We start from the raw sequence: 26,426 nt of genomic DNA, 5'->3' as shown, positions 1-26,426 counted from the left end.
TGACCATCCTCCGCACCGCCCGCTCCGCACCGCTCGATCCGCACGGGGCGGTGCCTAGTCCGGCGCGGGAAGCCGGGTGGGGGCGGTGTTGCTCACCTGCTGGAAAATGACCGAGGTGCGGAAGCCGGTGATTTCGCCGCGCTTGCTGAGCCGGTCCGTGAGGAAGGCGTGCAGCCGGTCGAGGTCCTGTACGGCGACGTGCAGCAGGAAGTCGTCGCCTCCGGAGAGCACGAAGGTGTGCAGGACTTCCGGCAGACCACTGGCGTAGCCCTTGAACGCGTCGATGGCGGCGCGGCTGAGGGGGCGCACCTGAACGGAGACGAGCGCCTGAACGCCGCGGTTGAGGGCGGCGGGGTCGATGTCGGCGTGGTAGCCGCGGATGACGCCCCGGCGGTGGAGTGCCCGGACCCGCTCCAGGCAGGTCGAGGGGGCGATGCCGAGCTGCCGGGCGAGTTCGCGGTTGGACCGCCGTGCATCTGTCTGGAGGAGCCGGACAATCTCCGAATCAAGTTCGTCCATGGTCGACGACCGTACCCGAATATCTGCCATACGTTCGGTCAGATGGGTGTCGGAGAAGACGTTTGTGCAGCATGGCGTCATCGAACCGGATGAATGAAAAGGGAGAGGTCCCATGCTCGATCACGAGCAGGTCGTGATGCACACAGGTCGGCGCTCCCGTCTGCCGGTGATCGTGGCTGTGCACTCCACGGCACTCGGTCCGGCGGCCGGCGGCCTCCGGCTCTGGACTTACGCCGACTGGCGGGACGGTCTCACCGACGCCCTTCGCCTGTCGGCTGCGATGACCTCGAAGTTCGCCGTGGCCGGGCTGTCCAGCGGCGGCGGGAAGGCCGTCGTAGCCCTGCCGGAAGGGCTGGAACTCAGGCCCGACCGGCGGCGCGACGTGCTGCGTGACGCGGCCGAGGTCATCGCGTCGCTGGGCGGTGCGTACGCCACCGGACCGGATGTCGGGACCGGCCCCGCCGACATGGCGGTCATCGGGGAATCCACCCCCCACGTGTTCTGCAGGCCGAAGGATCTGGGGGGAAGCGGCGACTCGTCCCCGCACACCGCGCAGGGGACGCTCGCCGCGCTACGGGCCGTCAGCCGGCGGCTGTACGGCACCTCCAGCCTGGCGGGCCGCCGTCTCGCCGTGATCGGCCTGGGCCGCGTGGGCGCCGGCCTGGCCCGCCTTCTCGTGGCCGACGGAGCCACTCTGACGGTGACGGACATCGACCCCGGCAAGCGGACGGTCAGCGACGAGCTCGGCGCCGTCTGGCAGTCGCCCGAGGAGATCATCGCCGCGGACGTGGACATCGTGGTCCCCGCGGCACTCGGCTCCGTCCTGACCCGGCAGACCTCGGCGGAGCTGCGCTGCCGTGCCGTGGTCGGCCCGGCGAACAACCAGCTCGCCACGCCGGATGTCGCCGATCTGCTGCACCAGCGCGGCATCATCTGGGTACCGGACTTCGTCGCCGGCGCGGGCGGCGTCATCCACGCCATCAGCACCGAACTCCACCACGTCGGTGCGGACGACGCCCGTGCGCGGGTCGATGCCATCGAGGAGACCGTCGACCACCTGCTGGACACCGCGCAGCGCCATGGCCGGACCCCGGCGCAGGCGGCGGGCGAACTGGCCCGGCAACGCCTACGGGCCGCCGCCGACGCCACCACCTCACCCACGACCTTGTTGGACCATCCCCTATGAGGATCTCGGTTCCCCCGGCCGTACCCGGTGCGACGCCGCCATCGGACTTCCCACCGGATCTCGTCGCCGGTCGCCGATACCGAGCAGGACAGGGACTTCCGCAACGCCCTCGCCGAACGGCTCCTGGCCGAGGGGATGGCGGGATACGCGGCCGACGAAGGGCTCAGTCCGAGTGCGGCCGACCGTCACGGACCCACGTCACCACGATCAGAGCCGCGGTGACGAACATCACGACGCTGAAGTTGGCCACGGATTCGACGTACTGCTCGTAGCCGTCCGCGCGAAGCTGGAGCGCGAAGAAAGCGAGCACCGTTCCGAGCGCCGCGATCGCGGCGGACAGGGAACCGAACGGGACCTTCGCCATGGTCACTTCCTCCGAGCTGCGAGACGGCTGGGCAATACGGAGTCTACTTGTCCATCGTCAACTTCCCTTCACCTGAAGCGAATGAGGTCATTCGGCCTCCTGCGCCGTACGCAGGGCGGTGTGGCGCTCCAGCGCCACGTCGAGCAGGGTCACGCGAAGCTGTTCGCGCGTGCGTCCACGGGTCTTGACAGCATGGCAGTTGGGGCAGAGGGCGACCATCTGGCTCGGGTGGTCGCGCCCATCGAGGGCGAGGTCCATGACGTGATCGACTTCGAGTATGGGCCGGCCGGCGTCGGTGACGTCGGTGGGCTGCCCTGAGCAGTTGGGGTTCTCACAGCGGCCCTGGCTGCGGTGCAGAACGGCTCTTCGGGCGGAGCCGGAGCGTATGGGGTCGTATCTGGTGCGCGGGACTCGTCTGCCTCGGTTCTGGTTCTCGCGGTTGTCGACGATGCGGCACCACCGTTCGTACTGGGCCGCCAGGTTCAGCGACCCTTTCCCTTCGTCGTCCTGCTCGTCTGCGTCGAGAACGTCGTCGGCCACGTTGTCGTCGTAAAGGCCGACCTCGGTGAGCAGTGGCTCGTAGTCGAGGTCCTGGAAGAACGTGCTCAGCAGCGTGTCGATCGCGGCGAGGCGGGTCTGCGCTGAGTGCTGTACGAGGTGGTACACGGGTTCCGGGAGGCCGCCGGAGGGGTGGTGTTCGGCGAACCAGCGCCGCAGCTTGCTGTCGCCTCGAGCAGTGGGCACCGAGCCGGTGTGGCCGTGCAGTTCCCAGAGACCGGCGCGGTGCAGCGCCGCGATGGGGTAGTCGGGGCGTGGCCGCTCTCCCCGCATGCCGTGTCGTTCCAGGAGCGCCTTGATCGCGTCTTCGGTCTCGATCCAGGACAGCAGTCGGGCTTCGCCGCGGCGGGCGCGGCCGAAGGCCCACAGCAGCGTGATCGGTTGGTACAAGGCCGGTTGCCCGGATGAGCGGTTCACCTTGAGGTTGGTGACACGGGTGATCAGGTCCTCGTGGGGGCCGGCTCCTCCTGGTTCCTCCACGGCGAAGCCGAGCCTTCTGAGGAGGCGGGCGGCGTGTTTCGCTCCCCCGGAGAGCTGTTGCCACGTCAGCGGCTGTTGACCAGGGAGAAAGCCGTGTGCTGCGCCGACAATCGCTTTGGAGTCGTAGAGCTTGCCGTCGTGGGACACCATATAGCGACGAGCGCGCCTGAACCCGTAGTGCTGGAGGAAGGGGTCGCGCTCCAGCCGATCGAACTCGGCCATCGCTTGTTCGACTTCCCTACGGGTTATGTCAGCCATCGCCATGATGGGAACAGTAAGCGACAGTTCTGACAGTCGCGGGGCGCGCTGACATGCTGGGCGGTATGGCGACACTCGACGGACGGCCCGTGACCGCCGATGACCTGATGCCCCTGGCGCTCACGAATCTGGGCCACTTCACGTCGATGCGCGTCGACGCCGACGGCCGGGTCCGGGGGCTGGCCTTGCATATGGAACGTCTCGAGCGGGACTGCGCGACGGTGTGGGGTGCCGGCCTGGACATCGGGCGGGTCCGGGAGCAGGTCCGGCAGGCTCTCGGCGGGCGGAGCGGGCCGTGTGTGGTTCGCGTCACGGTCTACGACCCCACGGTGGACATGGGGCACCCCGCGGCCGCCGACCAGCCGCGCGTTCTGGTGACCGTGCGGGCGGCCGGTGCGATGTCTCCGCCGCCGTTGCGCGCGATGACCGTGCGGTACGAGCGCGACCTTCCCGAGGTCAAGCACACCGGGCTGTTCGGACCCCTGCACGCCCGCCGGAGCGCGCAGCTCAGCGGGTTCGACGACGCACTGTTCGTCGGGGCCGACGGGCGCGTGTCCGAAGGGGGCACCTGGAACGTGGGCTTCATCGACGGCGACGGCACGGTGGTGTGGCCGGCGGCGCCGGTCCTGCCCGGCGTCACCATGGCCCTTCTGCGGGAGCGGGTGGGTCACCAGGTCGCCGCCGTCACCGTCGGCCAGGCCAAGGAGATGCGGGTCGCCTTCGCCACCAATACGTCCATCGGCGTCCGTGCGCTGTCGGCCATCGACGACACGGCCATGGCCATCGAGCACCCGGTGCTGAGCACGCTACGCGAGACCTACCTGGCGATTCCCGGCGAGGAGTTGTAGGGGCGGGTCAGCTGGTCAGCTGGTGGAGCGGGGGGCTCGCAGGTGTCGGCGCTGGGCCAGTTCTTCGTCGTCGACCACGGTGAGCATGGGGCGGCCCGGCGCGCAGAGCATGGTGACGACGAAGCGGCTCCAGGAGTCGGTCCGGTTGTTCCCGTCCTGGTAGTGGATGACATCGCCGCCCGGCTCCCAGAACGTCTCCCCGGCCTTGATCACCCGCTCCGGCTCGCCTTCGAGCTCGAAGAGCATCTCCCCCTCCAGCATGTAGCCGAAAGCGGGCCCCGAGTGGCGGTGCGGAGGGGCGCCGGGGTCGCCGGGCGGGTAGGCGACGAGAACCGTCATCGCCTCCGCTCCCTCCGGTACGAACGGCGGTTTCACCGACTGGAGCACGGTGAGCGCCGTCTTCCACGCTTCCGAGCGCGGCCGGCTCTCCGGGCCGCCTACCGCCGACTCGTGGTGCGACATGGTGAGACCTCCCGTGGTGATGCGGGCGTCGTTCCGGTGCGCGGACTGCGATCCGGTCAGGTCGTGTTCGTACGTCGCGCGTCGTGCGTCGTACGTGCGTCGTGCGTCGTGCGTCCAGAGTGCGCCGGTGCGGTGCGCGGCGCACTCTGGCCCGTCACGGTCGGTGACGGGGGCTGACGGAGCGGAGGGCGGTGACGAGTCGGACCGCAACGGGACAAGGGGACGTCTTTGGCGACAAACGCGCTGGTCCGCACGGGAGTTGGCGAGGCGGGGCCAAGATTACGACCCTGTCTCGTTTTCCTTGGGTTCTGCAACCGTTCAGCTTCCAGAGAGCTCTCATTCCACGACCCTTCCGTTCCCGCTGCCGGGGGAGACATGTGGCGGCCGGGGATCGAGGGCGCCCGATGCGTTACTACATGGAGGATTTGTGCGCAACAGGACCAGAGCTGTGGTCGGTGTGGCGGTCGGCGCCGCCGTGACCGCCGCCGTGGCCGCCGGAGCCAGTGCCGTGGTGTCGAACGGCGACGGAACCGACCAGAACCAGCCCTCCCCCGCAGCCGCCGCGGCAGGTAAGACCACGGGCGACATCGACGGGGACGGCTATGCCGACCTCGGCGTGGGCGCGCCCGACGGCACCGTCTCCGGGAAGTCCAAGGCGGGCTACGTGGCCGTGACCTACGGGGCCCAGGGCGGTGTCGACACCGCCCGGCACAGCACATTGACGCAGGCCAGCCCGGGAGTGCCCGGCACGCCCGAGGCCGGGGACCACTTCGGCTCGGCCGTGGTGCGCGGCGATGTGGACGGGGACGGCTACACCGATCTGATCGTCGCCGCGAACTACGAGTCCATCGGCGACGCCGAGCGGGCCGGTTCCGTCACGGTCGTCTTCGGCTCCAAGGACGGCCTCTCCAGCGACGCGATCGCCTTCCACGCGCCGACGGCCACCGCCTACCGGTACTTCGGCGACACCATGGCCGTGGGCGACTACAACCACGACGGCCGTGACGACATCGCCATCTCCGACGGCGACAAGGTCCAGGTCGTCAACGGCGCGGCGAACCTGCGCGACACCGCCACCCCGAAGATGTCCGCCGTCACCCCGCCCGGTGGCGGAGCGGGCATCGAGCACCTGTCGTCCGGCGACATCAACGGGGACGGCTTCGCCGACCTGGTCACCGTCGCCTACCAGGACGACCCCGCCGACGAGGGCACGCTCGGCGTGCTGCCCGGCTCGTCCGGGGGGCTGAAGAGCACGCCGCTGGGCGAGGACGTGGCACTGTGGTTCGCCTCGTACCGGGCCGTGGTGGGTGACGTCAACGGCGACGGCAAGGACGACGTCGTCATCGACACCGGCTTCTCGGACGGTCCGGACGACGCCCGCCTGCGGACGTACCCGGGCACCGCCTCGGGGCTCGACACCGCCAACCCGGTGACCTGGAAGGGTGAGGCGCAGAACGGCACCGCCTCCCAGCTCACCGACATCAACGGCGACGGCTACGACGACCTCGTCGTCAGCGACACCGCCGCCGAGGCCCCCGGTGGCTACAACGACGCCGGCGCCATCACCGTGCTCAAGGGCACCAAGGAGTGGCTGACCGACGCGGGTGCGCAGACCTTCTCCCTCGACACCGAGGGCGTCCCCGGCTCCATGGAGGGCAACGACCACTTCGGCGAGTCCGTCTCGCCGGCCGACTACAACGGCGACGGCAAGCCCGACCTGGCCATCGGCGTCCCGAAGCGGACCGACGGCGCGGGCGCGGTAGCCCTCCTGTACGCGGGCGGCGACGGCCTCACCGCCGAGGGCTCCGCCCTCATCGGGCCGAGTGACCTCGGCTCCCCGGCGGCCAAGGCCGCCTTCGGCACGGAGCTGTCCGGGCCCGCGACGAAGTAGTACGGCGGCGCTGTGCGCGACGCCGTCGTGCACAGCGCCGTCAGTGGGCGTCAGTGGCCTGGCCCGGCTCGTCCGGGCCGGGCCACCGGCGTATCACGGCCGGCCCGCACCGTCCCGCACCGTGAGGCCGATGACCTGGGCCAGAGCGGGTGCCAGGTCGAGCAGCTGGGTCGAGCTGATCGTCGCGCCGTTCAGGGCTTCCAGCCCGGAGGCGATGTGCAGTCCGGCCGCCTCGTGGAGATCGACGTCGGCCAGTGCGGCCTTGCGGAAGTGCACGCCGTCCAGGGTCGAGCCGGGGAACGATGTGCCGGTCAGGGTCGCCCCGCCGAAGTCCACATCGCGCAAGAGGCAGTCGACGAACGCCACGTCCCGCAGCGCGGCACCGCGCAGGTTGACCGAGTCGAACTTGCAGCCGTGGAAGACCACGCGGTGCATCCCGGCGCTGTGGATCTCCGTGCCCGCGAGGATGCCGGCGGAGCATTCGCTGTTCAGCCAGGTGGTCTCCGACAGATCGGTGCCGACCATGCGGACCGTGTTCAGCCAGACGTCGTCGAAGCGTGAGCGCCGGTAACCGCCGCCGGTGAAGGTCACCGAGGAGAAGGCCGACTCGCTGAAGCGGGAGCTCTCACCGTCGAGGTCCTCGAGAGCGGAGCCGTCGAAGTGGAGCCACTCGTAGACGCCCTCGGGCTCGATCTCGCCGGTGAACGGCGAGAGCCGATGCGCGTACGGCAGTGCGTCCAGGGGGCGCGGTCGCGGGGGTGTGGCCGAGTCCCGGCGGGATGACCGGGATTGAGACCGGGAGGGGGATGGGGTCGGCACGGGTGTCCTTCCGGGGCGGCGGGGCGGGCGTCCCCGTCCCGAAGCCCTGACAGGCGCCGGTACGGGCGGGGGGACGCCCCATGCTGACGCCGACCGCGCGGTTTTGCCCAATCGGCGCGCATCGGGAAACCGGCCCTGGAAGCCGCGCCGGAGCCTGAGGGGACGACTCACCGCTCGCCGACGGGATGCGCGGCATACGGCATACGCGGCGTATGCCGTATGCCGTACCGAAGGACGCGCTACTCGGTTCCGGTGATCCACCCCATGGCCGTGGCGCGGGCGCCTGCCTGGAACCGGCTGCGGGCGCCCATTTTCTCCATCAGGTCGGCGGCGATCCGGCGTGCGGTGCGCGGGGAGACGCCCAGGCGTTTGGCTATCGCCTCGTCCGTCAGCCCCTGCCCCAGCAGCTTGATCGCCTCCGCCTCCTGCCCGACGAGGCCGCGCTCGTCACGGCGGTTGGGCTCGTTGCCCAGCGGCAGGGCGCTCTCCCAGATGTTCTCGAAGAACGCGGTCAGCGCCACCAGGGCCCCGGTCCCGTTGAGGACCAGGGCTCCGGCAGCGCTGTTCTCACCGTCCGTGGGCACGACGGCGATCTCGCGGTCCAGGATGGTCATGCGGATCGGCAGCGACGGCGCCGTCCGCACCTGGCCGCCCTGTTCGCGGAGCCAGTTCGCGTATTGCATGGTCAGGGGGTTGTTACGGATGCTGTCCAGGTAGACGGTCCGCATGAGCACGCCCCGCCGGAGGAGTTCGGCGTCCTGCGGCCGGGCCGCCTCGATGCTCGCGGCGCTCTGCGCACCGCCCGGAGCGAGGGCCATGACCTCCGTGCGCACCGAATGGCTCAGGACGTTGATCCGCTCCCTGATCTCCTCGATTCCCTCGAGTTGCTCGACACCCGGAGCGTTCTTCCGGGACTGCGTGGCGGCGAAGTCGACCATGAGCTTGCTGACGGCGAGACGGGTCTGCTCGATCCGCTGGTGTTCCTGGGCGAGACGTTCTTCCTGCCGGGCGAGCAGAAGGCGCATGGGCACTTCGGGGTCCACGATCCGGAAGCGCTGCGGATCGTGGAGGGACGGTCGCACCAGGGCGAGCGCGCTGAGTCGGTCCAGAGCAAGACGTAACGTTTCTTCCGAAATGCCGAGATGGTCCTGAAGATCAGCCACGCTCATCTGCGGCTGGCCGAGTATGGCACGGTAGACGTTCTCGGTAGTCGGGTCGAGACCCAATGTCTCAAGCATCCAGATTCCCTCCGCTGCCCCCCGTGCCGAGCTCCTCACCCGGGTTCAGTAGTCGTGGCGGATACGGCAGGTTCCCGCTCGTTGGGAGGCATGCGATGCCGCCCCGCGGCCGGGACGGCGATGCCTCCACGGACTACACGGACACCGTCGTCGGAATGTCCACAGCGCATGCACAGACTTCCGAACCACCCGATGAGCGGAACAGGCGGGATTGTAGGCATGCGCCATGACCTCGAAAAACGGTTGAGCGACAACGTCTATAGGTTCCACTAGTGTTCGCCCGGCGTCAGCATGACGTTTTCGGCCACGTCAGGGTGGATGTGGCGGAGAAGGGCGCGGTCCGGGGGCGGTCCGAGGGGGGCGGTCCGAGGGACGCGGGCTCAGGAGAAGCGGGCGATCGCCGTCATCGTCGGCCGCAGGTTCCGTACCGCCGGCAGCCACCGCATCAGGGGCGCCAGTGCCCCGAAGTAGAACCCGCGCCCGCGCGGCGGCGGCACCTCGCGTACGTCCGTGATCGCCGGATGGGCCGTCCGCACCTTCGGCAGCTCACCCGCGTCCATCCCCCACGGCATGGGCGGGGTGCGATAGCCCTGCGCGGTGCGCATCCCGCCGCGCATCGTGCGGGCGCTGAACCACCGCGGCACCGCGTCGAAGACCAGCGCCCCGCCCCGGAACCGCTCGGCGCACCCCGCGATCAGGTCCCGCACCTCGGCCGGCCGCAGATACATCAGCAGCCCCTGGGCGGTGATCAGCACTCCGCGCCCCGGATCGACCTCGTCCCGCCAGGACAGGTCGAGCGCCGACCGGGCGAGGGTGCGCCGCCGCTCCTCGTCCGGCAGCAGCGCCCGCCGTACCTCGGCGGTCTCCGGCAGCTCCACGCACAGCCAGCGCGCCCGTCCGTTGTCCACCCGCCAGAACTGCGTCTCCAGCCCCTCGGCGAGCGCGACGACGGTGCCGTCCGGATGCTCGTCGAGGAACGCCCGTACGGCGGCGTCGAAGGTGCGGACCCGCAGCGCGTGGCCCTGGGCCAGCAGCGGGTTGGGCGTCCCGAAGGTCTCCTCGAAGGGGTAGTCGATGCGCTCGACCAGCTCCACGGCCTTGGGGTCCTCGAGCACGGTCCGCGGCCGGCGGGCCTCGGCGGCCCGCATATAGAGGTTCCACAGCAGGGTCTCGGGCACCCCGCTCAGCTCGACGCGCCGGCCCTTGCCGTCCGGTCCGGCGTCCGCCATGGCGTCGTCACTCCTCGTAGGCGCGTCCCCCGCGTCTGTCGGGTTCCTCCACCGCCATTCAACCTCACCCGGTCCGGAACGGGTACGGAACGAGTAACGCCCCGGCCCCCGGACGGTTCCGGGGCCGGGGCGTTCAGGAAGGCCGGCGGTCGTTCAGGAGCGCCGGTGGTCGTTCAACCCGCCTCGGCCGGAACCGGGCCGATCCCCCGGCCCGCCCACTCGGGGCTCTTCTCGACCAGGTCCGTCAGCCGCTCCCGCACCTCCTCCGGGAACGGCGCCGAGCGGCCCTCCTTCTGGTCGACGTGGAGCGCGAGCAGCTCGGTCGTGGCCACGGGGGCGCCGTCCGGTTCGCCCACGTGCATCTCATGGGCGAACCGCACCTTCTTCTCGTCCACGCCGAGCACCCGCGTACGGATGGTGAGGTCCGCGCCCTCGTCGACCTCGCGCAGATACCGGATGTGCGACTCCACGGTGTAGAGGGAGCAGCCGGTCTTCTCCCGGTAGGCGGAGTCCAGCCCGGTCTCCACCATCATCTCGTCGGTGCTGTGGCCGAAGACGAGGACGTAGAACGCCTCGCTCATGTGGCCGTTGTAGTCGATCCACTCGGGACGTACGGTCTGCCGGTAGTCGGGGAGCGTGGTGCTCATGTCTCGTCTCCCATGCTGCTGCTGGTGGTGCTTGCGATGCCGTCCGTCCCCTCGGTGCGCTGCCGCGGCAGCCGGCCGGTCGCCCGCAGGACGTCGATGACGCCCTGGTCGCGCTCCGCGACGAGCTGCGCGATGGTACGGCCGCCGGCCGCCTCGTCACAGCCCTCGACCATGGCCGTACGCAGCGTGGCGTCCAGCTCAGGCGCCTCGAGACGGGTCCACGGAGACTTCAACGAGGGTCCGAAGTGGTCGAGCATATGTCCCATGCCTCCCTCGCCGCCCGCCAGGGCGAACGTGAGGCAGGGGCCCATGAAAGCCCACCGCAGCCCCGGTCCCTCGGTGATCGAGTCGTCGATCTCCTTCACCGTGGCCTCGCCGTTGGCGACCATGTGCAGCGCCTCGCGCCACAGCGCCTCCTGGAGCCGGTTGGCGATGAAACCGGGCAGCTCGCGCTCCATGGTGATGACGGACTTGCCCGCCACCTTGTAGAAGCGTGCGGCCCATTCGACCGCGGCGGCGTCGGTCCGCTCCCCGCCGACGACCTCGACCAGCGGTATGAGGTACGGCGGGTTGAAGGGGTGACCGACGACGAGCCGGCCGGGGTCGGCGGCCTCGGTCTGCATATCGGTCATCGGATAGCCGGAGGTGGAGGACGCGATCACGACACCGGGCGGGGCCGCCGCGTCCAGCCGGGCCAGCAGCGACCGCTTCAGCTCCAGCTTCTCGGGGGCGCTCTCCTGGACGAACTGTGCGTCGGCCACGGCCTCCTCGGCGGTCGCGGCGACGGTCAGCCGGTCGGGTGAAGCGCCGTCGGCGAGGCCGATCCGCTCCAGGGCGGGCCAGGCGGCGGCCACGAGACGGCGCAGCTTCTCCTCGGCGTCGGGGGCCGGGTCCCAGGCGGTGACGTCGTAGCCGCGGGCCAGGAAGTGGGCGGCCCAGCCGCCGCCGATGACTCCGGCGCCGACGCAGGCGACGCGGCGGACCTCTTCGGGGGTACGGGGTGGTGAGGGCATGGCGATCCTCGGGTGGGGAGCGGGCGGTGGGGGGATTACGCGCGGGGCTTGAGGCCGAGCCGTCGCCGGGCCTCGTCCGGTGTGGCGACCTTCGCGCCCAGCAGCTCGGTGATCTGGACCGCGCGCTCGACGAGCCGGCCATTGGTGGCCTTGACGCCCCGGCTGAGGTAGAGGTTGTCCTCCAGCCCGACCCGTACGTTGCCGCCGAGCAGGATGGACTGCGCCACCCACGGCATCTGCATCCGGCCCAGCGCGAAGCTGGCCCACTGGGCGCCCTCGGGCAGCATGCCGACCATCGCCTGGAGCACGCCCGGATCGGCCGGGGCGCCCCACGGGATGCCCATGCAGAGCTGGAAGACGGTCGGGTCGTCGAGCAGCCCCTCGGCCAGCAGCTGCTTGGCGAACCACAGCTGCCCGGTGTCGAAGATCTCCAGCTCGGGGCGGACGCCCAGCTCCTGGATCCGCTTGGCGCCGGTGCGCAGCATGTCGGGGGTGGAGACGTAGAGGTTGCTGCCGTCGCCGAAGTTGAGCGAGCCGCAGTCGAGGGTGCAGATGTCGGGGAGCAGCTCCTCGACGTGCGGCAGCCGGTCCAGGCCGCTGACCAGGTCGGTGCCGGGGAGGTGGGTGAGCGGGTGCTCGGGGTCGATGACCAGGTCGCCGCCCATACCCGCGGTGAGGTTGATGACGACGTCGGTGCCGGTCTCCTTGACCCGCTCCACGACCTCGCGGTAAAGCCGCGGGTCGCGGGCGGGGGCGCCGGTCTCGGGGTCGCGTACGTGGATGTGGACCACGGCCGCCCCGGCCTCCGCGGCCTCGACGGCGGAGCGGGCTATCTGCTCGGGGGTGACGGGGACGTGGGGGCTGCGGCCCACCGTGTCACCGGCGCCGGTGAGGGCACAGGTGATGATCACGCTGTCGTTCATGGGCACGGGCTTCTCTCCCTTTCTCGCGGTGCGCGGCGACTTCCTCGCGGCGCGCGGCAGCGCGTGGCTACGGTCCGGGCTGGTCGGACGGTCCGGGCTGCTCGGCTCCGGGCTGGTCGGACGGTCCGGGCTGGTCGGCTCCGGGCCGACTGGCCGACCCGGGCCGGTCGGCTCCGGGCCGCCGGGCGGTCACTTCGGTCGCCTCGGACAACTCGGTGTCCACGTACGCGTTGCAGGCGATGTCCATGTCCTCGGCGCTGGTCCCGCCCGCACCGGGCGCGGTGGCCAGCACCTGAGTGGCGAGCCCGTCGATCAGCGCGGTCAGGCGCAGCGCGCTGTACTCCGGGTCGACGGCGCGGAAGACCCCCTGCTCGATCCCCCGCCGGATCACGTCGGCGACGGTCTGCCGCCACTGCCGGTAGAAGTCGGCGTGCAGCCGCCCGATGGCCGTGGACCGTGCGGCCTCGGCCCACAGGTCCAGCCACACCAGCCACTGCCGCCGCTGCCGCTCGGTGTGCGGCACCTGGAGCGCGATCAGCTGCCGCAGCTCCTCCCGGGCGTCGTCGGCCTCGGCGATCCGGGCGGCGCGGCGCGCGGTGTCCTCGTCCATGCACCAGCGCACGGCGGCTTCGAGCAGTTCGGCGCGGCCCGGGAAGTGGTAGTGGATGGTGGCGGTGCTGGTGTCGCAGGCCGCGGCGATGTCGGCGACGCGTACGGCGTGGAAGCCGCGCTCGGCGATGAGCCGCACCGTCTCCCGCACGATCTGCAACGGCCGCCCGCCCTCGGGGGGCGCGGCGGGCGGCCGGGGCGCGCCGGCCCCGGCCGCCGCCCCGCCGACGGCCGTGGTGCCCAGCAGCCACCCGGCGTCCACGTTCCCGGCGTCCGCGATCCGCGCCAGCTCGGCCACGGTGAAGCGCCGGCTCCCGCTGAGCGAACGCGAGAGCTTGGACGGGTCCATCACGACCCGCCGGGCGAATTCGCGCTGGGTGCAACCGGCTTCACCGATCACCTGACGTACGCGTTCCGCCACGTCGAACTGTTGCCGCATGGCCGACACCGTACGGATACGTTGAGATAAACGCAATGCATGCGAGGCGCGCGATGCCTATATCACCCGGAATAACCCGGACGAGATATTGCGCTGCGCACTGACTAGCGCGTCAGTTGGGAGTCGCGGCCGTCGACCAGGGTCGCGCCGAAGCCGGTGTCGATCGGGAGAGCGGGGTCGTCGCACCGCCAGAGCTTCCTGGTGGCGCACCCATATGTCGCGCTGGTACTCGACGAGCGCGGCCGCCGCGACGGTCACTCGCCGGGGGTCTCCGAGGGCAGTGGCTTGCCCAGCATGCGGCAGGTCGCCGCTTCGACGAGGGCCTTGTTCGCGGTCGCGGCCGCCTTTTCCTTGATGCCGAAGTTCGTGCTCGTCAGGACCGCGACGCTGCGGTGTCCGCCGGCGTCGGTGTAGATCTCGCTGGAGTAGCCGGGCAGGCCGCCGGTGTGGCCCCAGACGGTGCCGCAGGGCGTGTTCACCTTCATCAGGCCGAGGCCGTAACCGCCGCCTTCCTCGGGGGCGGCGACGGTGGTGCGCATCTGCTTCATCTGGGCCTTGGGCAGCAGCTCGCCGGACATCAGCGCGGTCAGGAAGCGCTGCCAGTCCTGTGCGGTGGAGACCATGGCTCCCGCCGCCCAGGACCAGCTCGGGTCGATGGCGGTGGTGTCGATGTTGCTGTCGGGACGTTCGGGGCCCTCGAAGCCGACGCCTTCGGGCAGCTCCACGGTCGGGGAGAGGATGTCCTTCAGGCGCTCGGCGTCCGGTTCGTAGCCGGTCACGTGCTGCTTCCCGGCGGACCAGTCGGCGTTCGTGGCCAGGAACGAGTCCTTCATCCCCAACGGCTTGGTGATCTTCTGCTCGATCAGCTCGGCCATGCTGCTCCCGGTGGCCTTCTCCAGGATCAGCCCGAGGGCGACGTAGTTGGCGTTGCTGTAGGAGTACTTCTCACCGGGCTCGGCCGGCGGATCCTGCTCGGGGGTGATGGCCAGGAGGTCCTCCGGCCGCCAGGTGCGCCGCTCCTGGCCGGTGAGGGAGGGCAGGAACTGCGGTGTCAACAGGAAGTCGCCCAGCCCGCTGGTGTGGTTGAGCAGCATCCGGACGGTGATGTCCGCGCCGCCCTCGACCAGTCCGGGCAGCCACTTCTCCACCGGGTCGGCGAGGCCGATCCTGCCCTCGGCGACCTGTTGCAGGACGAGGGTCGCGGTGACCGTCTTGGTGTTGGACCCGACCCTGAACTGGTCGTCGGCGGCGATGCGGTGATCGTCTTTCGTCCAGCCGGCCTGCCGCGCGATCTCCACGGGCGCCCCCTTGCCGCGGTCGACCCGGACGATCACCCCCAGGGAACCCTCGTCCGCCGCCTTCCGCGCGATGTCGGCCAGCCGCTCGTCGGCCGAAGCGCCCGCCGCGCCCTGCTCGGACGACGTCTTCGCCGCGCTCGCCTCCGAGTCCGAGCAGCCCATGAGCGCCGCGCTCATACCGGTCGCCAACGCCACTGCCAGCCCCGCGCGCAGGATCCGGTGGCGAGACGACGTGTGTGCGGACATGGCAGTTCCCTTCGGCGCATGATGGTTGCTTCGTGCGTCGAGGGACCGGGTGTTCATCCCGCTGAGCGGCCTGGCCGCGGGCCCTGCGCACGGCAACCATTCAGCCAGCGGCAGCCGCCCGGCACATCGCTCGATGGCGGGCTTCCCACGAACGCCCGGTCATTCGAAGGAATGACGAGGAATGACGAGGAATGACGAGGATGACAACGCGTGACACGGCCGGGCGCGGCAGCGCGCCGCCCCGTCCACCGCGCACGGTTTCAGGACAGCGTGTTCCTGGCCAGCACCGCCGCCTGTGCCCGGCTCTGGCAGCCGGTCTTCGCGAGCATGCGGCTGACGTGCGTCTTCACCGTGTGCAGGCTCACCACGAGCCGGTCGGCGATCTCGGCGTTGCTCAGCCCGTCCCCGACCAGCCGCAGCACGTCGCGCTCCCGCTCGGTGAGCTCCCTCAGCCGGGCCAGCTCGTGGTCGCTGGGCCGCTGCCGGCCACTGAGATGCCCCTCGATGATCCGGCGGGTCACCGCCGGGCTCAGCGCGCTGTGCCCGGCCGCCGCCGCCCGCACCGCCCCGGTCAGCTCCTCGTACGAACTGTTCTTCAGCAGGAATCCGGACGCCCCGGCGGCCAGCGCGTCGTCGACGTACTCGTCCAGGTCGAACGTCGTCAGCATGAGCACCTGGCTCCGTCCCGGTCCGAGGAGCCCCCGGCGGCCCAGCTCGGCCAGCGCCCACAGCCCGTTCCGGCGCGGCATGCGGATGTCCATCAGCAGCACGTCCGGCCTCAGCCGCGCGCACGCCTCGACGGCCCCCTCGCCGTCCTCCGCGGTGCCCGCCACGGTGAGATCGGCCTGACTGTCCAGGATCGCGCTCAGGCCGGCGCGGATGATCGGCTCGTCGTCCACCACGAGCACGCCGATCTGCTCAGGCATCGGCGTTCTCCCACGGCATCGTGGCCACGAGGCGGAAGCCGCCGTCGCCGGTCGGTCCGGCGGTGAGTTCTCCGCCCAGCGCGTCCACCCGTTCGCGCATGCTGACCAGGCCGAGCCCGATCCCCGCGCCGGCCGTGCCGCGCCGCACCCCGCGGCTGTTCCACACCTCGCACCGCAGTCGGCCGGCCGTGCCGTCGACGGTGAGCCGGACCGGCGCCCCGGGTGCGTGCCGGCGGGCGTTGGCCAGTGCTTCCTGCACAATGCGGTACCCGGCCGTCCGCACCGGAGTGGGCAAGGACTCCAGGGCGGTCTCCGTCGTCCCCATCCGCACCTCGATCGTTCCTCCCGCGGCGCGGTGGCTGTCCAGCAGCGCGTCCAGCTCACCGAGTCCGGGCACCGGTTGCAGGGGGGCCGCGTCCGCGGGGTCGCGCAGCATACGCAGCAGATCACGCAGCTCACCACTGCTCTGCCGGCCCGCCGCCGCCAGCCCGTCGACCTGGGCACGGGCCCAGTCGGGCAGTTCGTCGCCGCGGGCCCGCAGGGTCTCGGCGTGCACGACGAGCAGGGTGAGCGAATGCGCGACCACGTCGTGCATCTCACGGGCGATCCGCGCCCGCTCCCGCTGGGTGGCCTGCGCCGCCTCCAGGAGCTGTGCGCGCCTCGCCTCGGCCGCCCGCTGCTCGGCCGCGGCGAGCAGCGCACGCCGGGTGCGTGAGCCGAAACCCATCGCCCAGGCCAGCGGCATCGGAGCCAGGACGGCGAGAACGTCCAGGCCGCCCCGGAACTCACTGGCACCGGCTGTCATCCGGTTCACCCACAGGCCGAGCAGCGCCATCACGACACCGCCGAGCAGCGCCGACACGGTACGTATCCAGCTCGTACCGCGGCTGCCCAGGTTGTAGAGCAGCACGGCGAGTGGCACGAAGACCAGCGGGGTCAGCTTGGCCCCCTCGCCCGCGCTCCCCACCAGCGCCGCCAAGAGCGCGCCGAAGCCGGTGACGAAGGCCGTCACCGGCACCCGCCGCCGCAGCACCAGAACCACCGCCGCCACCGCCTCGTACCCGATGAGCGACGACCACGCCGGCCCCGAGGTGTCGACGTACGGCTGCGACAGCAGCGGCGGCAGAACCGCCAGGGCGACCAGACCGGCGTCAGCGCCCCACCTGGGCCACTTGCCGTCAACCACGTTCATCCGTCCGACACTATGCGCTCACGCACCGCTCCTCATCGCTCCAAAGAGCGACTCGCGCCGTCACCGACCGGTGTGCCGTGCTGGGCCCGGTCTCAGGAACCGCTGTGGAGGACGGCGGGGACCGTTGTCAGTGGAGGCGGTTACTGTCCGGGCACTGGGGTGGACATCGGTGCCCACCCCGCCTGCCGACTGAATGAGCATCTCGCCATGACTGATCTTTTCACCGTCTCCATCGACGCTGTCGAGGACTCGACCTTCCGCGGGCGGGTGCATCTCATCAACCCGGATGCCTGGCAGGTCCCGAGCGAGCCCACGTTCCCCATGGCCCTGCTCGTGGACGCGTGGTTCCTGCTGACGAACGGGCACCTGCACAACGACGACGATGGAGTGCCCCGTGGAGACCGGTACCCCTTCTCCGAGGAGCGGGGCAAGGAGATCGTCGCAGGCATGCGGCTGAAGGAGGAGTTCTCGGAGCTGTACGGCTTCCTCTTCGGCAAGAGGCTCCGGGTCGATGCGGACGGATATCTGCTGGGGGACGACGGCAGGACCGTGCTCGAACCCCGAACCCTGGCGAAAGACGTGTACGAGCTGGGCGGAGGCTCAGGACACGACGGGATATCCCACCTCTTGTGGACGAGGAACAACGGCGAAGCGTTCTCTCAACGGGCCGCTGATGTGGTGACCACCTACCGTTGCGGCACCGTCCGCAACGTACCGCTGTGGAGCGAGGTCGCGGCCTTGGAAGACGAGGATGAGCCCTGGGAGCCCGGGGAGTCGCGCGAGGAGATGGCGACGTGGGAGGACCCGGCCGACCTGGAGCACTGGAGGGTGTGGCGGCTGCTGGAAACCCGCGCATTCGACGAACGCCCCTCCGTGGACATCGTGGTGACGGTCGGCCACCCGGCCTATCTTGAGCACCTGACAGCTGGGATGCGCTGGTCAACGGCCCACACCGGCCGCGTGTAGCGCGGTCATCAACCCACGTCGTGAGGTCACTCGCCCCGGACGCCGACGTGGTCAGGGCGCCGCGATGTCGACGGACTTGGCCTTGAACGTGCCGGCGACCAGGTTCCTCATCGCACGCCTGCCGACCGGGTTGCCGGTCAGTGTCCGGGTGAGGCGGCGCATCGCGAGGTCCCGGCGGTTCTGGGGGACGAACATGGTCAGGCCCTCCGTGCGGCCGTCCGCCTGCTGGGTGGATATGAAGGGCCGCAGCCGCTGCTCCCACTCGCGCAGCGCCCGGGGCAGGTTGTCCGGGTTGCGCAGCAGGCTGGTGCCGAGCAGGTCCGCGCCGGCCAGGCCGGTGGAGGCGCCCATACCGGAGTAGAGGGTGAGGCACCAGGCGGAGTCACCGACCAGGACCACACGGTCGGTGTGCCAGGTGGGCATCACCACCTGGTGGGTGGAGTCGAAGAGGCGGTCGTCGGCCTGCTCGAACTGCTGGAGGAGGTTCTCCAGCAACGGCCCTGTCGGTTCGGGGCCGAAGGCGCGGCGCAGCGACTCGACGGGTGAGCGCCGGAACTGGGCGTCCTCGTCGTCGGTGCGGTAGTTGAACAGCACCCCGGGCCGGTGGTCGGCGAAGGGGAAAACCCAGACGGAGCGGCCCGGCTCGGCCAGGACGAGGCCGTCCTGGGGCCGGAAGCCGGGCACGGGATCCTTGAGGATCGTGGCGCCGATGATGTGGTGGAGCGGCCGCAGGTACCCGGAGTCGGGCCCGAAGACCAGGCGGCGGACGGTGGAGCGCAGCCCGTCGGCACCCACCACGAGGTCGAAGCGCTCCACGGTGTCGGCGGTGTCTTCCCCGGTGGTGGTGCGCAGCGTGACGTCCACGCCGTCGGGATGCTCGTGGACGGCGGTGGGCGTCGTGCCGTAGCGGATCTCGGTCCGGGACGCGACCGCGTCGTACAGGGCGGCTTCGATGTCGCCGCGCAGGAGCAGGCGGGGCCGGCCGGGCAGGTCGCCGAATCCCTGGCGGGGGCGGCGGCGGCCGGTCCGGTCGATGTCGTAGGTCACGCTGGTGGGGTCGAACCGGTTGCCGATGGTGTCGAGCACGCCCATGCGCTCCGCGGTGGCACGGCCGGTCTCGAACAGCCCGACGAAGTATCCGGCGGGGCGGCGCCGGGCGGCGCGCTCGACCAGCAGTGGCTCCCAGCCGGCCTCGCGCAGGCGCATGGCCGTGGCCAGACCGGCGATACCTGTGCCCACGATCAGGGCGCGGGGGCTTCGGGTGTCCATGTCGTTCTCACTCTCTGCGTGCGTGCACCGAGGCGAAGACCAAGTGGAGATTTCATCTCCACTTGCATCCTCACCGTAGCACTATCCGGAGAAGCGACCTCCAGTTAGCGGGTACAGTGGAGCCATGAGCCGTCGGACCGCCCCCACCCCTCCCGTCGAAAGCACCCCCGGGACCCGCCCCCTGCGGGCCGACGCGGAACGCAACCGGCAACGCCTCATCGCCGCCGCCCAGGAGCTCTTCGCCCACAGAGGGCTGGAGGTCACCCTCGACGACATCGCCCACCACGCGGGCGTCGGCGTCGGCACCGCCTACCGCCGCTTCGCCAACCGCGAGGCACTCGTCGAAGCGGTCTTCGAGGACCAGGCACAGCGCCTGATCGCGCACGCCGAGCAAGCCCTCACCCACGCGGACCCCTGGGACGGATTCACCCAGTTCTTCCAGGAAAGTGCCCGGCACTTCGCCGCCAACCGCGGGCTCCGGGAAGTCATCCTGCACGGTACGCACGGCAGGGCCCGCATGGCGGCCCTACGGGAACGCCTCACACCCGCGGCCAGCGCCCTGCTCTCCCGCGCCCAGGAGGACGGCCGGCTCCGCGACGACATCGAAGCGACGGACTTCCCCCTCCTCCAGCTCATGCTCGGAGTCATCACCGAGCACAGCCGGGAGGTCGCGCCGGAGCTGTGGCAGCGCTACTTCGGCCTCATCCTGGACGGCCTGCGCGCCGACCGGACCGCCCCGACTCCCCTGCCCCATCGTGCGCTGGACCAGGACGAGTTCGACCAGACCATGACCCGGCACCACTAGTCCTGACGGCTGGGCCCAGGACAACGGCCACCGTGGTCACGGTCCTCCGCCAGGAAGGTCGTGGTCGCGGTGGCCGCAGGGGCGGCGCCTGGCCCATGGGGGTGTGGGCCAGGGCCTCGGGCGGTCAGCGGTAGTAGTAGCCGCTGTCGAGGTCCTCGGCCAGGGTGGGGCCGCTGGGGGTCCAGCCGAGGAGGGTGCGGGTGGTGTCGCTGCTCGCGGCCATGTCGGTTCCGAAGAACCTGGTCAGCCAGCCGAAGTGGTCGCCGGCGCGGTCGGCCGGGATGGAGGTGATGGGCAGGTCGAGTCCGCGGCCGATGGCCTCGGCGATGTCGTGGGTGGGGATGCCGGTCTCGGCGACGGCGTGCAGGATGGTGCCGGCCGGGGCCTGCTTGTCGAGGGCGAGCTGGACGATGCGTCCGGCGTCGCCGCGGTGGATCGCCGCCCAGCGGTTGGTCCCGGCGTCGATGTAGCCCGCGAGGGTCTTGGCGCGGGCCGTGGCCACCAGTCCGGCCATGAATCCCTGGTCGCCGTCGCCGTGCACGGTGGGGGCGAAGCGCACGACGATCGTGTTGACGCCCTTGGGTACGAAGTCGAGCGCGAGGTTCTCGCTGCCGCCGCGGGCGGAATCGGGGCCGTGGAAGGGGGACGTGTCCTGCTCGGTGGCCGCCCGGCCGGGGGTGAGGAAGGACAGGCCGGAGGCGAGGACGAACGGCCGGTGGGAGCCGGCGAGGGTGTCGCCGATGGTCTGTACGGCGTCTCGCTCGGCCTTGTTGGTCACGGCCGGGTTGGCCCAGTCGTGCTTGTTGGCGAGGTGGACGACGGCGTCGGCCTCGGCGGCGCCGGTGCGGAGGCTGTCGAGGTGGTCGAGGTCGCCGCGCAGCACCTGGGCGCCCTTGGCCTCGAGCGCGGTGGCGGAGGCGTCCGAGCGGGCGAGGCCGGTGACCTTGTGTCCGGCGTGGAGCAACTGGTCGACGGCGGCGGAGCCGATCCAGCCGGTCGCTCCGGTGACGAATACGTGCATCTTCCTGCTCTTTCGTAGAGGTACCGGGTCTGCCGGGTCCTGGTATCGGCGGTGGCCCCGGTCGCGTGGCTCAGAGGCGGCAGCTGATCTCCATGCCGTCCTCGATGGGGAACGTCACGTTGTGGTAGCCGTTCGAGGGGTCGCGTACGTACTCGAGGTACGGCCGCAGCAGGCCCTGGCCCTGGTCGACGTCGTCGGCGACGACGAGGCTGCCGGGCCGCAGCCGCGGTTCGAGCAGCCGCAGCACGGGCAGGCACAGGTCCTTCCAGCCGTCGAGCAGAACGATGTCCAGGGGGCCTTCGACGGCGGCGAGGGTCTCCCGGGCGTCCCCTTCGAGCACGGTGATCAGGTCGTCCAGCCCGGTCTCGGCGAAGGTCTCGCGGGCTGACGCGATCTTGTCCTTGCTCATCTCCGTGGTGATGACGCGGCCGGTGCCGTTGTCCCGCACGGCGGCGGCCAGGTGGAGCGTGGAGATGCCGAAGGACATGCCGAACTCGACGACCGTGGCCGGGCGGACGGCGCGGACCAGGTTGTAGAGCAGCTTGCCGCCCTCGGCGGAAATCGGCATGTAGATCTCGGCCGCGGCGTCGGCGAGCTCCTGATGGGTCCTCGACCCGGGTGTCAGATCCCCCAGTCGCGAGGCGATGGCCCCGTCCTGCTCCGCCTGTTCGAACATGCGGCTGAGAGCCGCCTCGACCCGGGGGTCGGCAAGGGTGTGAGTGATTGCCATGACTCGTAGAGTAGACGCGACGTTGCGTCTTGTCTAGCGAGGATGATGCGCGCCATGCGCGAACGGCCGCGGCCCCTCGGGAGCGTTCTCCCGAGGGGCCGCGGACGGACGGATCCGGCGTCAGGCGCGATAGCCCGTCACCTCGCCGATCCACCTCATGAAGTCACCCGGGTCCTGGTTGGCCCCGTGCCCGGCGTCCCAGTACATCAGGGCGTTGACGTCGTCGCCGAGGTTCTCCAGACCGGCCGCCAGGTTGCCCACGACCGTGAGCGAGGTGTCGGTGTCGCTGGTGCCGACGCGGAGCCACCAGTGCCGCGCCCGGCCGGGGTTGGCCTGCCCGATGAAGTGCATCGGGTTCATCAGGTCGAGTTTCAGGGGCAGATCGCGGTCGAGCCGCGCGCCGGTGTCGCCGCTGGTGTGCCGCAGGCTGTACGGCGTGAAGTGGCGGGCCCTGGTGGTCCCCTGGCCGAAGAGGTTGTTCTCGGGCGCGGAGAGGTCGAAGGAGTCGAACGCCGGTACGTTCTTCTTGCGCCCCACATGGCCGAGGAAGTCCGCCCACGCGAACGTCGCCCGGCCGCCGGACCAGGTGATCCAGGTGTGGTCGGCGAGGTAGGCGGCACGGTCCGCGTCCGGCAGCGCCGTGAGATACCGGGTGGCCGCCGGCTGGAGGTAGGTCTTCAGCAGGTAGTCGTCGTAGGTGCGCGCCGTGAGGGGGCCGAAGCCCTTCTCCCCCCGCAGCCGCAAGGACGCCTGGTAGTCGGCGAACGCGGCGCTCACCTGCTTCGAGACGGTCTGGTCGACGACCTCGCCGGAGCTCAGTTCGCTGCCGCCGAACATCCACTCGTACGCCATGTCGGCGTGTTCGAGGTCGGCGATGGGACACCAGCCGCCGGCGGCGAAGATGGCGTCGCCGGCGTCGGCCGCGCCGATCTCCCTCAGGTACGCGTCGTACAGGGGACTGTCCCCGGACGCACCGAGCAGCGCGGACAGCGCGCCCCCGGCGCTGGTGCCGGAGGAGACGATCCGGTCGGTGTTCCCGGGGACGCGGCCCTCGTTGTGGCGCAGGTACCGCACGGCGGCCTTCAGGTCCACGATGGCGGCGGGCGCCACGCCGTAGTACGTACCGTCCGACGCCACGAGGTCACGGCCCCGCGCCCCCGGTTCCACCACGACGTACCCCGACGCCAGTCCGTGGTCCGCGTTGCCGGCCATCCCGCCCGGCGTCCCAGGACCGCCGGGGCCGCCGGGTCCGCCCGGTCCGCCGCCGCTGTCGTCCGTCACCGACGACGACAGATAGCCGCCGATCCGGTTGGCCAGCAGGATCGGGGCGTGGGTGGCGTCGACGGCCTTGCCGTCGATCTCGACGGGCACGCTGACGTTCAGGCTCTGGTACTTCGTGTCCACGGGCTTGGCGACATAGACGACGCCTTTGTAGAGGCGGTAGGTCACCTGCTTGTCGCCGTCGTCGGTGGACACGGTCTTCGTCTCGGTGGTGTAGGCGTCCTTGTCGAACGCCAACGGGTCCGAGCCGGCCGAACCCGCCGCCGCCGCGCTGTATCCCCCGCCGATGGCGGGTGTCGCGGCGGCCGCGGCAAGTCCCATGACCATGGTCCTGCGCTTCACGGAAGTCTCCTCACATGGCGCGCGCTCCTGTGGAGTTGTGGCGCATGTGAACGTAGAGCCCTGGCCGCGAAATCGTCAACGATCCTGTCGGCTTTATCGTGGACACATAACTTTCATGGACACCTTCACCTGTCCCCGACCCGGCCCAGCCAGTCGATCAGCAGCCGGTTGATCTCCTCGGGGCGCTCCTGCTGGATCCAGTGGCCGCAGTCCTCGAGGATGTGCGAGCCGACGAGACCGGGCAGCGTGCTGGGGTACGCCTTGATCGCGTCGCCCATCCAGGTGGTGGAGGCGTCCCGGCCGCCGCCGATGAACAGCGACGGCTGGGTGATCGGCGCGCCGTCGAACTCGGCCAGCTCTTCCCAGTCCCGGTCCATGTTCCGGTAGCGGCTCAGCGCCCCGCGCAGTCCGGTCCGCTCGAACTCGCCCGCGTAGACATCGAGGTCCCGCTCGCTCAGCCAGGCCGGCCGCCCGGCCGGGAACCGGTCGCGCATCGTGCCGCCGCGGGCGATGAAATGCGGGTCGGGCAGGTCGGGCTCGGGCATGGTGTCGGCGGACAGCGCGGCGTAGATGCCCGCGAGCCAGCCACGGACGTCGGGCTCGATCTCCGCCTCGGCCCGGCCCGGCTCCTGGAAGTAGGAGACGTAGAACTCCTCCTCCCCGCCCATTCCGGTGAAGACCTCACTGGGCCTCGGGCCACCGCGCGGGGCGTACGGCACGCTCAGCAGGCCGACCGCACGGAACACATCCGGCCGTACGAGCGCGGAGGTGGCGGCGATGTTCGCGCCCCAGTCGTGCCCGACCAGTACGGCGGATTCCTCGCCCAGCGCCTCCACCACGGCGACGTTGTCCGCCACCAGCTCGCGCATCCGGTAGGCGTCCACCGCCTCGGGGCGGGACGAACGCCCGTAGCCGCGGACGTCGATGGCGGCCACCCGGTACCCGGCCGAGGCCAGGGCCGGCATCTGGTGGCGCCACGAGTACCAGGACTCCGGGAATCCGTGGACAAGCAGCACCAGTGGTCCCGCGCCCTGCTCCACCAGGTGGATGCGGCCGGCGGGTGAGGGCACCAGGCGGTGGGTGGGGTCGGTCGTGGGCGGGTGCGACATGGCTCTCTCCGGGGCGTCGACCAAGGGCAACAGCGTCGATCATGCCGCCTGGTCCACGGCGGGAACGACGTCTGTTGCCGGTTCGGCAAACCGGGCCCGCGAGCCGTCCCGCCCCGTCACCCGTTCCGCCGCGCTGGCGGGCGGGTGCACGGCCGTACGCCCAGGATGGTCCTCGCAAGGTGCCCCCCGTGCCGGAGGTGGAAGGCCATGCCCACGTTTGTCACGCTGCTGAACTGGACCGAGCAGGGAGTCCGCGACTACAAGGACACCGTGCGGCGGTCCGAGGCATTCGCCGCCGGGCTCCAGAAGCTCGGGGCGAAGCTCCGAGACATCTACTGGACCGTGGGCCCGTACGACCTCGTGGCCGTCATCGAGGCCCCCGACGCCGAAACCGTCACCGCGTCGCTCCTCCAGCTCGCCGGGATGGGCAACGTCCGGTCCACGACCCTGCCGGCTTTCGGCCGGGAGGAGATCGATCGCATCGTCGCCAAGGCCACCGGCTGAGCCACCTCACCTCGCGCCGCCTCATGTCCCGTCACGTCACCTCACGTCAGGGAGCGCAGCGCGCCCGCCAGCCGGGCCACTATCTCGGTGAGCACCTCCGGTGTGGTGGCGAAGTTGAGACGTACGAACCCCTCCCCCGGCGGACCGCAGCTGCCCCCGTCGGTGAGGGTGACCCCGGCCCGCTCGGCGAAGAACTCCGCGAGGTCGGCCGCCGGCGGCCGGTGGCCGCGGAAGTCGAGCCAGCCGAGGAAGGTGCCCTCGGGCGGCTGGTAGCGCACGGTCGGCAGCCGCTCGTCCAGCAGCTCGCCCAGCAGACGCCGGTTCCGGTCGAGCCGGGCGAGCAGCTCGTCCAGCCAGGGGCCGCCCTCCCGGTAGGCGGTCGTCGCGGCGATCATGCCCAGGGTGGCGGTGCCGTCGGTGTCCAGCCGCCCCAGCGCGTCCCAGCGCCGCCGGTCCGCGTCATTGCTGAGCAGCACCTGGGCGCATTTCAGCCCGGCCAGGTTCCACGCCTTCGAGGCCGAGGTGGCCGTGATGGCGTGGGCCGCCGCCGCGTCCGAGGTGGAGGCGTACGGCACATGGCGGGCGCCCGCGTAGACCAGCGGCGCGTGCACCTCGTCGGCGAACACCCGGCCGCCGTGCCGTTCGACGACCTCGCTGATGGCGACCAGTTCGGCGGCCTCCATGACGCGGCCGACCGGGTTGTGCGGGTTGCAGAGCACGAGCATGTGACCGCCGGCCGCGTACGCGCGCTCCAGGGCGTCGAGGTCATAGCCGTACCGGCCGCCGGAGCGGACCAGCTCGACCTGGTACACCTGCCGCCCCAGCAGCCGCGGGACCAGCAGGAACGGCGCATAGGCCGGTACCGGGACGATCACCGGTGAGCCGGGCCGGGAGAAGCGGGCGATGGCCACGTGCAGGGCCCGGATGACGTCGGGCAGCGGCCGGACGTCATCCGGTGCCACCGCCCACCCGTATCTCTCCCGCTGCCAGGCGGCGCATGCCGCGGCCAGTTCGGCCGACAGGACCGGCGTCGGGTAGCCGGTCATGTTCCGCTCGATCGCGTCCCGCAACGCCCCGGTGACGGCCGGCGCGGTCCCGAAGTCGGTTTCCGCGACGCATGCCGCGAGCCGGTCCGGTCCGGCCAGCGCCCATTTGAGCTGGCCGAGTTCGCGGAGCGACTCGACGGTGACGCGGTCGACGTCGAGCGAGGGCCGTGCCGTCACCGGGGCACCACTTGTCAGTGTGTTCACCGCA

Annotated in this window: 26 protein-coding genes; 6 read left to right on the top strand and 20 right to left on the bottom strand. The window is 71.0% G+C overall.

From position 1 onward, the window contains the following. Positions 1-54: 54 nt before the first annotated feature. Positions 55-519, bottom strand: coding sequence for an Lrp/AsnC family transcriptional regulator (locus tag N6H00_RS24160; protein ID WP_268973929.1), 465 nt, complete (start codon positions 517-519; stop codon positions 55-57). 112 nt (positions 520-631) lie between these two features. On the opposite strand from N6H00_RS24160, the gene N6H00_RS24155 reads away from it, so the two are divergent. Then, positions 632-1,705: a Glu/Leu/Phe/Val family dehydrogenase gene (locus N6H00_RS24155; RefSeq protein ID WP_268973928.1), complete on the top strand. Its 1,074-nt coding sequence runs from the start codon at positions 632-634 to the stop codon at positions 1,703-1,705. A 163-nt stretch (positions 1,706-1,868) separates the two neighbouring features. On the opposite strand, the gene N6H00_RS24150 is transcribed toward N6H00_RS24155, so the two are convergent. Next, positions 1,869-2,069: an SCO3870 family protein gene (locus N6H00_RS24150; RefSeq protein ID WP_268973927.1), complete on the bottom strand. Its 201-nt coding sequence runs from the start codon at positions 2,067-2,069 to the stop codon at positions 1,869-1,871. 87 nt (positions 2,070-2,156) lie between these two features. Beyond that, on the bottom strand, positions 2,157-3,371 hold the full coding sequence (locus tag N6H00_RS40210) for an HNH endonuclease signature motif containing protein (RefSeq protein ID WP_329618549.1): 1,215 nt from the start codon (positions 3,369-3,371) through the stop codon (positions 2,157-2,159). Between the two features lie 59 nt (positions 3,372-3,430). On the opposite strand from N6H00_RS40210, the gene N6H00_RS24140 reads away from it, so the two are divergent. Further along, complete coding sequence (locus N6H00_RS24140) at positions 3,431-4,213, top strand: aminotransferase class IV family protein (protein WP_268973926.1); 783 nt, start codon at positions 3,431-3,433, stop codon at positions 4,211-4,213. A 15-nt stretch (positions 4,214-4,228) separates the two neighbouring features. Here N6H00_RS24140 and N6H00_RS24135 read toward each other — a convergent pair whose 3' ends face one another. After that, a complete protein-coding gene (locus N6H00_RS24135) occupies positions 4,229-4,675 on the bottom strand; it encodes a cupin domain-containing protein (protein ID WP_268973925.1) in 447 nt (148 codons plus the stop codon). A gap of 427 nt (positions 4,676-5,102) precedes the next feature. On the opposite strand from N6H00_RS24135, the gene N6H00_RS24130 reads away from it, so the two are divergent. After that, the gene (locus tag N6H00_RS24130; RefSeq protein WP_268973924.1) at positions 5,103-6,566 is read left to right on the top strand and encodes an FG-GAP and VCBS repeat-containing protein; all 1,464 of its coding nucleotides are present in this window, start codon (positions 5,103-5,105) and stop codon (positions 6,564-6,566) included. 93 nt (positions 6,567-6,659) lie between these two features. Here the strand turns inward: N6H00_RS24130 and N6H00_RS24125 are convergent, their stop codons facing one another. The 10 genes from N6H00_RS24125 to N6H00_RS24080 all read right to left on the bottom strand — a co-directional run bounded on the left by N6H00_RS24125 (position 6,660) and on the right by N6H00_RS24080 (position 17,145). Beyond that, positions 6,660-7,385 carry a pentapeptide repeat-containing protein gene (locus N6H00_RS24125; RefSeq protein WP_443073024.1) on the bottom strand — a complete coding sequence of 242 codons (726 nt, stop codon included), beginning with the start codon at positions 7,383-7,385 and terminating at the stop codon, positions 6,660-6,662. A gap of 239 nt (positions 7,386-7,624) precedes the next feature. Further along, positions 7,625-8,623: a helix-turn-helix transcriptional regulator gene (locus N6H00_RS24120; RefSeq protein ID WP_268973923.1), complete on the bottom strand. Its 999-nt coding sequence runs from the start codon at positions 8,621-8,623 to the stop codon at positions 7,625-7,627. A gap of 380 nt (positions 8,624-9,003) precedes the next feature. Then, entirely contained in the window at positions 9,004-9,852 is an 849-nt protein-coding gene (locus tag N6H00_RS24115) for a class I SAM-dependent methyltransferase (RefSeq protein ID WP_268973922.1), read from the bottom strand. A gap of 173 nt (positions 9,853-10,025) precedes the next feature. Continuing rightward, positions 10,026-10,499: a thioesterase family protein gene (locus N6H00_RS24110; protein WP_268973921.1), complete on the bottom strand. Its 474-nt coding sequence runs from the start codon at positions 10,497-10,499 to the stop codon at positions 10,026-10,028. After that, positions 10,496-11,512, bottom strand: coding sequence for a 3-hydroxyacyl-CoA dehydrogenase NAD-binding domain-containing protein (locus N6H00_RS24105; RefSeq protein WP_268973920.1), 1,017 nt, complete (start codon positions 11,510-11,512; stop codon positions 10,496-10,498). Before N6H00_RS24105 ends, N6H00_RS24110 begins: the two co-directional genes overlap by 4 nt. Before the next feature lie 35 nt (positions 11,513-11,547). Next, complete coding sequence (locus N6H00_RS24100) at positions 11,548-12,435, bottom strand: 3-keto-5-aminohexanoate cleavage protein (RefSeq protein ID WP_268973919.1); 888 nt, start codon at positions 12,433-12,435, stop codon at positions 11,548-11,550. Between the two features lie 67 nt (positions 12,436-12,502). After that, complete coding sequence (locus N6H00_RS24095) at positions 12,503-13,483, bottom strand: TetR/AcrR family transcriptional regulator (RefSeq protein WP_268973918.1); 981 nt, start codon at positions 13,481-13,483, stop codon at positions 12,503-12,505. A gap of 254 nt (positions 13,484-13,737) precedes the next feature. Continuing rightward, the gene (locus N6H00_RS24090; RefSeq protein ID WP_268973917.1) at positions 13,738-15,027 is read right to left on the bottom strand and encodes a serine hydrolase domain-containing protein; all 1,290 of its coding nucleotides are present in this window, start codon (positions 15,025-15,027) and stop codon (positions 13,738-13,740) included. A gap of 260 nt (positions 15,028-15,287) precedes the next feature. Further along, positions 15,288-15,953 (bottom strand): response regulator, encoded by a 666-nt coding sequence (locus tag N6H00_RS24085; RefSeq protein ID WP_268973916.1) that lies wholly within the window; start codon positions 15,951-15,953, stop codon positions 15,288-15,290. Beyond that, the gene (locus N6H00_RS24080) at positions 15,946-17,145 is read right to left on the bottom strand and encodes a sensor histidine kinase (RefSeq protein WP_268973915.1); all 1,200 of its coding nucleotides are present in this window, start codon (positions 17,143-17,145) and stop codon (positions 15,946-15,948) included. Before N6H00_RS24080 ends, N6H00_RS24085 begins: the two co-directional genes overlap by 8 nt. Before the next feature lie 207 nt (positions 17,146-17,352). Here N6H00_RS24080 and N6H00_RS24075 point away from each other — a divergent pair, with 207 nt between their 5' ends. Then, entirely contained in the window at positions 17,353-18,111 is a 759-nt protein-coding gene (locus tag N6H00_RS24075; protein ID WP_268973914.1) for a hypothetical protein, read from the top strand. 51 nt (positions 18,112-18,162) lie between these two features. Here N6H00_RS24075 and N6H00_RS24070 read toward each other — a convergent pair whose 3' ends face one another. Next, positions 18,163-19,380 (bottom strand): FAD-dependent monooxygenase, encoded by a 1,218-nt coding sequence (locus N6H00_RS24070; RefSeq protein WP_268973913.1) that lies wholly within the window; start codon positions 19,378-19,380, stop codon positions 18,163-18,165. 124 nt (positions 19,381-19,504) lie between these two features. Between N6H00_RS24070 and N6H00_RS24065 the strand changes: the two genes are divergently transcribed. Continuing rightward, positions 19,505-20,185 (top strand): TetR/AcrR family transcriptional regulator, encoded by a 681-nt coding sequence (locus tag N6H00_RS24065; protein WP_268973912.1) that lies wholly within the window; start codon positions 19,505-19,507, stop codon positions 20,183-20,185. Between the two features lie 124 nt (positions 20,186-20,309). Here N6H00_RS24065 and N6H00_RS24060 read toward each other — a convergent pair whose 3' ends face one another. From N6H00_RS24060 to N6H00_RS24045, 4 genes are all read right to left on the bottom strand, one after another. Continuing rightward, positions 20,310-21,206: an SDR family oxidoreductase gene (locus tag N6H00_RS24060; RefSeq protein WP_268973911.1), complete on the bottom strand. Its 897-nt coding sequence runs from the start codon at positions 21,204-21,206 to the stop codon at positions 20,310-20,312. A gap of 70 nt (positions 21,207-21,276) precedes the next feature. Further along, a complete protein-coding gene (locus tag N6H00_RS24055; protein WP_268973910.1) occupies positions 21,277-21,936 on the bottom strand; it encodes an O-methyltransferase in 660 nt (219 codons plus the stop codon). 120 nt (positions 21,937-22,056) lie between these two features. Then, the gene (locus N6H00_RS24050; RefSeq protein WP_329618692.1) at positions 22,057-23,538 is read right to left on the bottom strand and encodes a subtype B tannase; all 1,482 of its coding nucleotides are present in this window, start codon (positions 23,536-23,538) and stop codon (positions 22,057-22,059) included. 146 nt (positions 23,539-23,684) lie between these two features. Further along, positions 23,685-24,668: an alpha/beta fold hydrolase gene (locus N6H00_RS24045; RefSeq protein WP_268973908.1), complete on the bottom strand. Its 984-nt coding sequence runs from the start codon at positions 24,666-24,668 to the stop codon at positions 23,685-23,687. A 207-nt stretch (positions 24,669-24,875) separates the two neighbouring features. Between N6H00_RS24045 and N6H00_RS24040 the strand changes: the two genes are divergently transcribed. Further along, positions 24,876-25,172 (top strand): GYD domain-containing protein, encoded by a 297-nt coding sequence (locus N6H00_RS24040; protein ID WP_268973907.1) that lies wholly within the window; start codon positions 24,876-24,878, stop codon positions 25,170-25,172. 41 nt (positions 25,173-25,213) lie between these two features. On the opposite strand, the gene N6H00_RS24035 is transcribed toward N6H00_RS24040, so the two are convergent. Beyond that, positions 25,214-26,422 carry a MalY/PatB family protein gene (locus N6H00_RS24035; protein ID WP_268973906.1) on the bottom strand — a complete coding sequence of 403 codons (1,209 nt, stop codon included), beginning with the start codon at positions 26,420-26,422 and terminating at the stop codon, positions 25,214-25,216. Positions 26,423-26,426 lie beyond the last annotated feature (4 nt).

The organism is Streptomyces sp. S465, assembly GCF_026898115.1.
Lineage (GTDB): Bacteria > Actinomycetota > Actinomycetes > Streptomycetales > Streptomycetaceae > Streptomyces > Streptomyces luomodiensis.
This window is presented reverse-complemented; position numbering and strand designations above follow the sequence as displayed.